The sequence below is a fragment of the Microbispora sitophila genome (genome assembly GCF_014892245.1).
GTDB classification, from domain to species: domain Bacteria; phylum Actinomycetota; class Actinomycetes; order Streptosporangiales; family Streptosporangiaceae; genus Microbispora; species Microbispora siamensis.
In genome coordinates this window covers 159,836-168,183 of the sequence record NZ_JADBGC010000024.1, presented here as the reverse complement: position 1 = coordinate 168,183, position 8,348 = coordinate 159,836, and the positions used below count along the sequence as shown (strand labels likewise).

The window sequence follows — 8,348 nt, the reverse complement described above, 5'->3', positions numbered from 1 at the left end:
CGACCAGCGGCGCCTCGCTCTTCAGCAAAGGCACCGACTGACGCTGCATGTTCGAACCCATCAGCGCGCGGTTGGCGTCGTCGTGCTCGAGGAAGGGGATCATGGCGGTCGCCACCGACACCATCTGGCGCGGAGAGACGTCCATGTAGTCGACCTCGGACGGGTGGACGGCCTCGAACTCGCCGCCCTTACGGCGGGCGAGCACGCGGGTCTCGGCGAAGGTGCCGTCGGCGTTCAGGGCCGTGTTGGCCTGCGCGACGACGTGCCGGTCCTCCTCGTCCGCGGTCAGGTAGTCGATCTCGTCGGTGACCCGGCCGTCGACGACGCGGCGGTAGGGGGTCTCGACGAAGCCGAACGAGTTGACTCGCCCGTAGGAGGACAGCGAGCCGATCAGACCGATGTTCGGGCCTTCCGGCGTCTCGATCGGGCACATCCGGCCGTAGTGGGACGGGTGCACGTCGCGGACCTCGAAGCCGGCCCGCTCACGCGACAGACCACCCGGGCCGAGGGCGGACAGACGCCGCTTGTGCGTCAGGCCGGCCAGCGGGTTCGTCTGGTCCATGAACTGCGACAGCTGCGAGGTGCCGAAGAACTCCTTGATCGACGCCACGACCGGGCGGATGTTGATCAGGGTCTGCGGCGTGATCGCCTCGACGTCCTGCGTGGTCATGCGCTCGCGGACGACGCGCTCCATGCGGGCCAGGCCCAGCCGGACCTGGTTCTGGATCAGCTCGCCGACGCTGCGCAGACGGCGGTTGCCGAAGTGGTCGATGTCGTCGGTCTCGACGACCACCGAGCCCTCCGGGCCCATCGTCTCCTCACCGGCGTGCAGCCGGACGAGGTACTCGATGGTGGACACGATGTCCTCGTCGGTGAGCGTGCCCTGGGTGATGTCGGCCTGGACGCCCAGCTTCTTGTTGATCTTGTAGCGGCCGACCTTGGCCAGGTCGTAACGCTTCGGGTTGAAGTACAGGTTCTCCAGCAGCGCCTGCGCCGACTCCTTGGTCGGCGGCTCGCCCGGACGCAGCTTGCGGTAGATGTCCAGCAGCGCGTCGTCCTGGCCGGAGGTGTGGTCCTTCTCCAGGGTCGCCCGCATCGACTCGTACTGGCCGAAACGCTCCAGAATCTGGTCGCTGGTCCAGCCGAGCGCCTTCAGCAGCACGGTGACGGGCTGCTTGCGCTTGCGGTCGATGCGCACGCCGACACTGTCGCGCTTGTCGATCTCGAACTCGAGCCACGCGCCGCGCGACGGGATCACCCGGCAGCCGAACAGGTCCTTGTCCGAGGTCTTGTCGACCGAGCGGTCGAAGTAGACACCCGGGGACCGGACGAGCTGGGAGACCACGACACGCTCGGTGCCGTTGATGATGAAGGTGCCCTTCGACGTCATGAGCGGGAAGTCGCCCATGAACACCGTCTGGCTCTTGATCTCACCTGTGGTGTTATTGATGAACTCCGCCGTGACGAACATCGGGGCGGAGTAGGTCATGTCCTTGTCTTTGCACTCATCGACTGAGTACTTGGGCGGCTCGAACCTGTGGTCCCGGAACGACAGGGACATGGTTCCGGAGAAGTCCTCGATGGGACTGATCTCCTCGAAGATCTCTTCGAGACCCGACTGGGCCGGGACGTCCTTGCGCCCGGCCTGGCGAGCCGCCTCAACCCGGCCCTTCCATTTCTCGTTTCCGAGCAGCCAGTCGAAGGACTCGGTCTGCAGGGCGAGAAGGTCGGGTACTTCGAGCGGCTCCTCGATGCGTGCGAACGACACGGTTCGGGGACCGGCGGGTACGGCGGAGGCGTTGCGCGAGGCTGCCAACAGATGTCCTTCCGAGGGCTCGCGGACTGACTACACGCACGCCAGACGACCAGGACTAAGAGTTACTCAGAGAGACGGTCGTCAAAGGGCAGCGCAAAGGGGCAGTGTAGCCGATCGGCATACACCTGTCCACTCCGCTATCGCTCTGCGCTCCACGTTGGTGGCAGCATCACCCGTCAGCGCCGAAACGTCAAGCCCGAGAGCCGACATTTCGCCTAACCGACAGGCGTCACGCTGGGTTTTTCCGCCCTCGGGACCGAGCGAGCGCCGGGGATCCAGTCCCTACCCGGGACCGGAGACGGGTAACGCTCAGTCACGCGAACGGCCCAACGCTGACCGTCGGTCGACGCCGCCGTGCCCTGAATACCCACCTGCAGGCACGGCCTAAACGTCTTCTTTACTAACAATTTAGCCACGGGCTCAGGGGACGGGCGTGTCACCGAGGAGCGTGGACAGCCGGGAGGCCCGCCAGCCGTCGCCCTGCGTCACCATGACCAGGCGCGCCCTTCCCTGGCTGACCTGCTGCTTCGGCTCCTCCTGACCCGGGCCGGACCGTGTCGTGACCATGTTCACGAACAGCAGCACCCGGACCTCTTCCGGCGTCGCCGACTCCACGCCGGCGGCGGCCACGACCGCGTGCTGGACCGTCCGCCGCTCACGCGCCTGCGGGCCGAGCGTCGCGGCGAGCGTCCGGTAGTGCTCCGCCAGCTCCCCGGTGGCGTGCGCGCCCGCCCTCAGCATGTCCCGCTCGATCGTACGGTAGTCGTACGACAACATGTCCGGCGCGTAGGATCGGGCGGCCGAGAGCGCCTCCCCTGACGCCCTCTCGGCGGCCTGGAGGCGGCGTAGGTCGAGCAGCAGCCACACGGCGGCGACGGCCAGCCCGGCCGCCACGAGGACCGTCAGCGCCCGCAGCAGGCGCCTCACTGCACCAGCTCCGCCCGCGAGACCAGCCACAGGCCCGAGGCCTTCGTGACGTCCATGCGCCAGCGGAAGAAGCGCTCCTCCGGAGGGGCCTTCCTGCCGTCCTCCCAGTGGATCACCGCGTCGCCGACGATCAGCACCTGTGCCGTACGCCGGTCGCCGTCGAGAGAGGCGAGCGCGGAGGCCCGCAGGACCCCCGTCTGGACGGCCTTGTTCTTCAGCGTGGCAGCCCGAAGGGCCGCCTGCCCGGCGGCGTACTGCGCCCGCTCAGGACCCGTGGAGGTCGCCAACGCGCGTTTGATGTCGTCGTCGATGCGGTGGTGGTCGATCGACATGAGGCTCACGGCATGCGCCGCGGCGGCCCGTACGGCCATCTCCCGGTCCTCCGCCGCCGCGAGAGCCTCCGTACGGGCCCGGGCGAGATAGTGGACCGCAAGGGCCGGCGCGGCCACGAGGAGGACGAGCCCGACGGTCAGCGCGCGCCGCATCGCCGCACCTCCTGAGCACCCGGTAGTCGTCTCGGCCCGTTCACGTCGCGCGGATCCTATTCCGCACGATAGATCAACGGGCCCCGCCCTGCCCATAGGGTCTGGATTCCGTACGACTTCCGGGCATGCGAAAGGGGCGGTCCCATCCGGCACCTGGATGGACCCGCCCCTTCGGTGAAGCGTGTTACGAGACCGTCTTACTTGACGGTGACGGTGGCGCCGGCGCCCTCGAGGGCAGCCTTCGCCTTCTCGGCCTGCTCCTTGTTGACCTTGCCGTCGAAGACCGGCTTCGGAGCGCCGTCCACGAGGTCCTTGGCCTCCTTGAGGCCCAGGCTCGTCAGGGCGCGGATCTCCTTGATGACCTGGATCTTCTTGTCGCCGGCGGCCTCGAGGATGACGTCGAACTCGTCCTGCTCCTCGGCCTCCTCGGCGGCGGCACCGGCGCCACCGGCGGCCGGGGCGGCGGCGACGGCGACCGGAGCGGCGGCCTTGACGTCGAAGGTCTCCTCGAAGACCTTCACGAACTCGGACAGCTCAAGGAGGGTCATCTCCTTGAAGGTCTCGAGCAGCTCGTCGGTGCTGAGCTTCGCCATGATGTGTTCCTCCAGTGGATCTAGCAAAAAACGTGTAAAGGGACCGCGGTGCGCGCTTCCCCCGTCCGCTGCGCGGACCTACTCGCCGGCCTCTTCGCGCTTGGCGCGCAGAGCCTCGGCCAGTCGAGCCATCGTGGTGGGCAGCGCGGCGAAGGTGGCGGCAGCCTGGGACTGCTTGGCCTTCAGTGCGCCGGCCAGCTTCGCGAGGAGCACCTCGCGGGACTCAAGGTCGGCAAGCTTCGTGATCTCGTCGGGGGTCATCGACTTGCCGTCGACGACGCCGCCCTTGATCACCAGGAGGGGGTTGGCCTTGGCGAAGTCACGCAGACCCTTGGCCGCCTCCACGACGTCGCCCTTGACGAACGCGATGGCGGTCGGGCCCTGGAACAGGTCGTCCAGGACGGTGATCCCGGCGTTGTTGGCCGCGATCTTGGTAAGCGTGTTCTTCGCCACGGCGAACTTCGCATTCCCACCGAGAGAAACGCGCAGCTGCTTGAGCTGAGCGACGGTGAGACCGCGGTATTCGGTCAGAACGGCGGCGCTGGATCCCTCGAACTCGCTCTCGAGCTCGGCGATCGCGACGCTCTTCTCCGCCTTCGCCATGGGCCTCCTTCCAGATGTGCCGCCGGCGAAGGCCCTCAGAAAACAGACAAGCCCCGGCGCAGGCGCACGGGGCTTGGACGGACGTCAAACGTCCTCAAGCGTCTCCACACCTACGCGGGCCGTCCACTCACGTGGATCCTTCGGTCACCGGGCTATACGCCCGGCGACGACCGGCGGTCTTCGGCAGGAGACAGACTACGTTGTCAACCGGCAGGACGCCAAATCAGCTTCCGGCGGCGGACGGCTGCCGCAGCGTCTGCGGCAGCTCACCGACCTGGTCGGCGGCCGGCGCCTCGATCGAGACCGGCTCGTTGAACGACTTGAACATCGCCGTGGCCTTGAACGTGCCGGCGTCCGGCTTGCCGCCGTTCAGCTCGACCTTGCGCGGCAGGCCCTGGGCGTCGATCCAGGCGTCGAACTTGACGTCCTTGGCGTTCGCGAGCTCGCCCTGCAGACGGCCGCGCTGGTCCTCGGGAAGCTGCTTGACCGCCTCGTCCACCGGGAACGAGCCCGAGTAGTGGGTCGTGTCCACCCCGCCGACCTGCTCGCTGCCCACCGACTTGACGTCCTTGGACGCCGTGAGCATGGCGACGCTCGTCTTCAGGTCGAACTGCTGGGCCTGGGCGAGGTACTGGTCGATGTTCACGCCGGCCTGCGACCCGAGCTGCTTCAGGTCGAGCCTGATCCACGGCTTGGTGGCGCCCACCAGGGTCTTGAGCATGTCGAGCTTCACGTACGCCACGTCGCCCTGGACGATCACCCGCACGCCGCCGGGCACGTTCTGCCCGTTGAACGCCACCCGGCTGAGGTTGATGTCGGAGGCGATCTGCGGGGTCTTCTGGTAGAGCATCGTGCCCTGCACGACCCCACCCTGACCGCCCTTGGCGTCGGTGACGTTCACCACGAGGTCCGCGGCATAGGTGTTGACGTCGTCGGCCTTCTGCGCGGTCTGCTGGATGACCTCGGCCGCCGAGAGCTGTGCGTTCTGGAGAGACGGAGTCGCGGTCGTCCCGCATCCCGCGACCGTGATCGCGGCCACCGCCCCCGCGGCCACCAGTAGTCGTCGCATTGTGTCCATCCCTTCGTGTCCCCCTTTACCTGCCCTTGACCCTATGCGCCTAACGCCGCGAGCGCGTTCCAGCCGGGCAAACCACCATGAGCCCTACACAATCCCTGCACAATCAAGGTAGTTTGAGGCGCGATAGTTAAAGTTCGTACTATCTGGAGTCGAACGGGAAGAGGGCACACATGCGTACCCTGATTCGGGACGTGCGCGTCTTCGACGGCGAACGGACGATCCCCCGGACGAACGTGCTCGTCGAGGACGACCTCATCGCCGAGTACGACGGACGACGGGTGGACGTCGAGATCGACGGAACGGGCAGGACGGTCCTCCCCGGCCTGATCGACGCGCACACCCACGTCTCCGACGGCATGCTCGCCCAGGCGCTGGCCTTCGGGGTGACGACGGAGCTCGACATGTTCTGCCTGCCGTCCAACCTCGCCAGGCAGCGCAGGCTCGCCGCCGAGCGGGACGACGTGGCCGACCTGCGCAGCGCCGGCGTCCTGGCAACCGCACCGAACGGCCACCCCAGCCAGATCATGGCCGCCGAGGCCGCGGCCGTCGCCCACCTCGGCGACGCCGTGGGCCCCTTCGACACGATCGCCGATGCCGGGCAGGCGAAGGCGTTCGTCGAGGCCCGGCTGGCGGAGGGCATCGACTACCTGAAAATCGTCGTGGACGACGGCTCAGCGGCGGGGCTCGACCTGCCGGTCCTCGGCCCGGATGTCGTCGCCGCGCTCGTCGAGGCCGGGCACGCCGCGGGCCTGGCGACCATCGCCCACGTGGCGACCGTACGAGACGCCACTGTCGCGATCGAGGCGGGAGTCGACGGCCTGGCGCACGTCGTCCACGACGCCCCGCCCGGTGATCCCGCCGTCGAGAAGCTTGCGGCGCAGGCCGCCGCCCGCGGGGTGTTCGTGGTCAGCACGCTGAGCTACATCGAGGCGATCACCGGCGGGACGGGCGGGGCGGAACTCGTCCGAGACGAGCGGGTCGCGTCACGGCTGCCCGAGCACGCGCGGGCGGCCGTCCGCGACGACCCCGGCGCCGTGCCCGTGCACCCCCAGGGAGTGGTGAACGCCGCGCACGCGGCCCTGGCCCTGCACCGCGCGGGCGTGCCCCTGCTGGCAGGCACGGACGCGAACTTCTTCACCCCGCTGCACGGCGCGAGCATGCATCGCGAACTGCCGCTCCTCATTGAGGCCTGTCTCACGCCCGAGGAGGCGCTCGCGACGGCCACCAGCGTCCCCGCCCGGCACTTCGGGCTCCACGACCGGGGGCGGATCGCACCGGGCATGCGCGCGGACCTGCTGCTGGTGGACGGCGACCCGACCCGCGACATCACCGCCACCCGTGCGATCGCGGCGGTCTGGCGCCGGGGCGTCCGGCAGAGCCGGGGCTGAGTACGGCCTACGCGAGGGCGGTCAGCAGGTCGCGCAGCAACCGGCCGAGCGTGGCGGCGTCCTGCGGGGCCAATCCCGAGGCAAGCCGGGCGAGGTTCGCCGCATGGTCGGTGAGCGTCGCGTCGATGACCTCGCGTCCCTTCTCCGACAAGGTGATCTTGAAGCTGCGCCGGTCGGCCGGGTCGAGACTGCGCTCGACCAGCCCGGCGGCCTCCAGCCGGTCGAGCCGGCTGGTCATGCCCGCGCGCGACATCATCACCATGTCCGACAGCTCGGACGGAATCAGCGTGTACGGCGGACCGGAACGGCGCAGCGCGGCCAGCACGTCGAAGTCCCCCGAGCGCAGGCCGTGCCGGTCGAGGACCTCCTCGACCCTTCCCTCGACCACCCGGGTCACCTGGGCGACACGACCGAAGATCCCCATGGCCGACAGGTCCAGGTCGGGCCGCTCGCGCCGCCACTGCTCGAGGATGTGATCGACGGAATCCCTGCGCTCTTCGGTCACGCGCCGAGTTTATTCGCCGTCTGATCATCGGAAGACGTACGAAAGCCTCGTGATCCGTCCAAGACGCACGGAAGCCCCCGCCCGGAGAGGGCAGGGGCTTCCTTCGTCGTATCGGCCGAGACGAACGGCTCAGGCGTCGATCTCGGCGGTCATCGCCCGCGTCACGTTCGGGTCGACCGGGATGCCCGGGCCCATGGACGTGGTGAAGGTGACCTTCTTGAGGTAACGGCCCTTGGCCGCCGACGGCTTGAGACGCAGCACCTCGTCCAGCGCCGCGGCGTAGTTCTCCACGAGCTGACGGTCGTCGAAGGACGCCTTGCCGATGATGAAGTGCAGGTTCGCGTGCCGGTCGACCCGGAACTCGATCTTTCCGCCCTTGATGTCGCTGACGGCCTTGGCCACGTCGGGCGTGACGGTGCCGGTCTTCGGGTTCGGCATGAGGCCGCGGGGGCCGAGCACGCGGCCCAGACGGCCGACCTTGCCCATCATGTCCGGGGTGGCGACGACCGCGTCGAAGTCGAGACGGCCCTTGGACACCTCGTCGATCAGCTCGTCGGAGCCGACGATGTCGGCGCCCGCCGCGCGGGCCTCCTCGGCACGGTCACCGGTCGCGAAGACCAGGACCCGGGCGGTCTTGCCGGTGCCGTGCGGGAGGTTGACGGTGCCGCGGACCATCTGGTCGGCCTTGCGCGGGTCGACGCCCAGCCGCAGGGCGACCTCGACGGTGGCGTCGAACTTCGTGGTGGCGGTCTTCTTGGCCAGCCGCACGCCGTCGAGCGGGGCGTACAGGGCCGTACGGTCGACCTCGGCCGCCGCGTTCTTCCAGTTCTTGCTGCGCTTCACTTCATACTCCTCGTGGAGATCGTGGTCCGGGCCCGCGCTTCGGCCCTCCCACTGCGTTTGATTGCCTCACCTGCGGCAAGGCGGCTCCGGGCTCCCATGGGCCCTCGCGA

8 protein-coding genes and 1 pseudogene are annotated in these 8,348 nt (G+C 68.7%); 1 reads left to right on the top strand and 8 read right to left on the bottom strand.

Going from position 1 to position 8,348, the window contains the following annotated elements; translation table 11 throughout:
* The 6 genes and pseudogenes from IL992_RS35305 to IL992_RS35280 all read right to left on the bottom strand — a co-directional run.
* Nucleotides 1–1,816, bottom strand: a pseudogene (locus tag IL992_RS35305) (DNA-directed RNA polymerase subunit beta); the annotation flags it as partial.
* A 420-nt stretch (nt 1,817–2,236) separates the two neighbouring features.
* Complete coding sequence (locus IL992_RS35300) at nt 2,237–2,743, bottom strand: hypothetical protein (protein WP_319019029.1); 507 nt, start codon at nt 2,741–2,743, stop codon at nt 2,237–2,239.
* Complete coding sequence (locus IL992_RS35295; protein WP_193207643.1) at nt 2,740–3,228, bottom strand: hypothetical protein; 489 nt, start codon at nt 3,226–3,228, stop codon at nt 2,740–2,742. Before IL992_RS35295 ends, IL992_RS35300 begins: the two co-directional genes overlap by 4 nt.
* Before the next feature lie 197 nt (nt 3,229–3,425).
* Nucleotides 3,426–3,821, bottom strand: coding sequence for a 50S ribosomal protein L7/L12 (rplL, locus tag IL992_RS35290; RefSeq protein ID WP_079319156.1), 396 nt, complete (start codon nt 3,819–3,821; stop codon nt 3,426–3,428).
* 78 nt (nt 3,822–3,899) lie between these two features.
* Nucleotides 3,900–4,424 (bottom strand): 50S ribosomal protein L10, encoded by a 525-nt coding sequence (rplJ, locus tag IL992_RS35285; protein WP_193207642.1) that lies wholly within the window; start codon nt 4,422–4,424, stop codon nt 3,900–3,902.
* 223 nt (nt 4,425–4,647) lie between these two features.
* A complete protein-coding gene (locus IL992_RS35280) occupies nt 4,648–5,493 on the bottom strand; it encodes a LolA-like protein (protein WP_193207641.1) in 846 nt (281 codons plus the stop codon).
* Between the two features lie 179 nt (nt 5,494–5,672).
* On the opposite strand from IL992_RS35280, the gene IL992_RS35275 reads away from it, so the two are divergent.
* Entirely contained in the window at nt 5,673–6,890 is a 1,218-nt protein-coding gene (locus tag IL992_RS35275; RefSeq protein WP_193207640.1) for an amidohydrolase family protein, read from the top strand.
* A gap of 7 nt (nt 6,891–6,897) precedes the next feature.
* Here IL992_RS35275 and IL992_RS35270 read toward each other — a convergent pair whose 3' ends face one another.
* Together IL992_RS35270 and rplA are read right to left on the bottom strand one after the other, a co-directional pair.
* Nucleotides 6,898–7,395 (bottom strand): MarR family winged helix-turn-helix transcriptional regulator, encoded by a 498-nt coding sequence (locus tag IL992_RS35270; protein WP_193207639.1) that lies wholly within the window; start codon nt 7,393–7,395, stop codon nt 6,898–6,900.
* Nucleotides 7,396–7,524: 129 nt separating this feature from the next.
* A complete protein-coding gene (rplA, locus tag IL992_RS35265) occupies nt 7,525–8,238 on the bottom strand; it encodes a 50S ribosomal protein L1 (protein WP_079319151.1) in 714 nt (237 codons plus the stop codon).
* Nucleotides 8,239–8,348 lie beyond the last annotated feature (110 nt).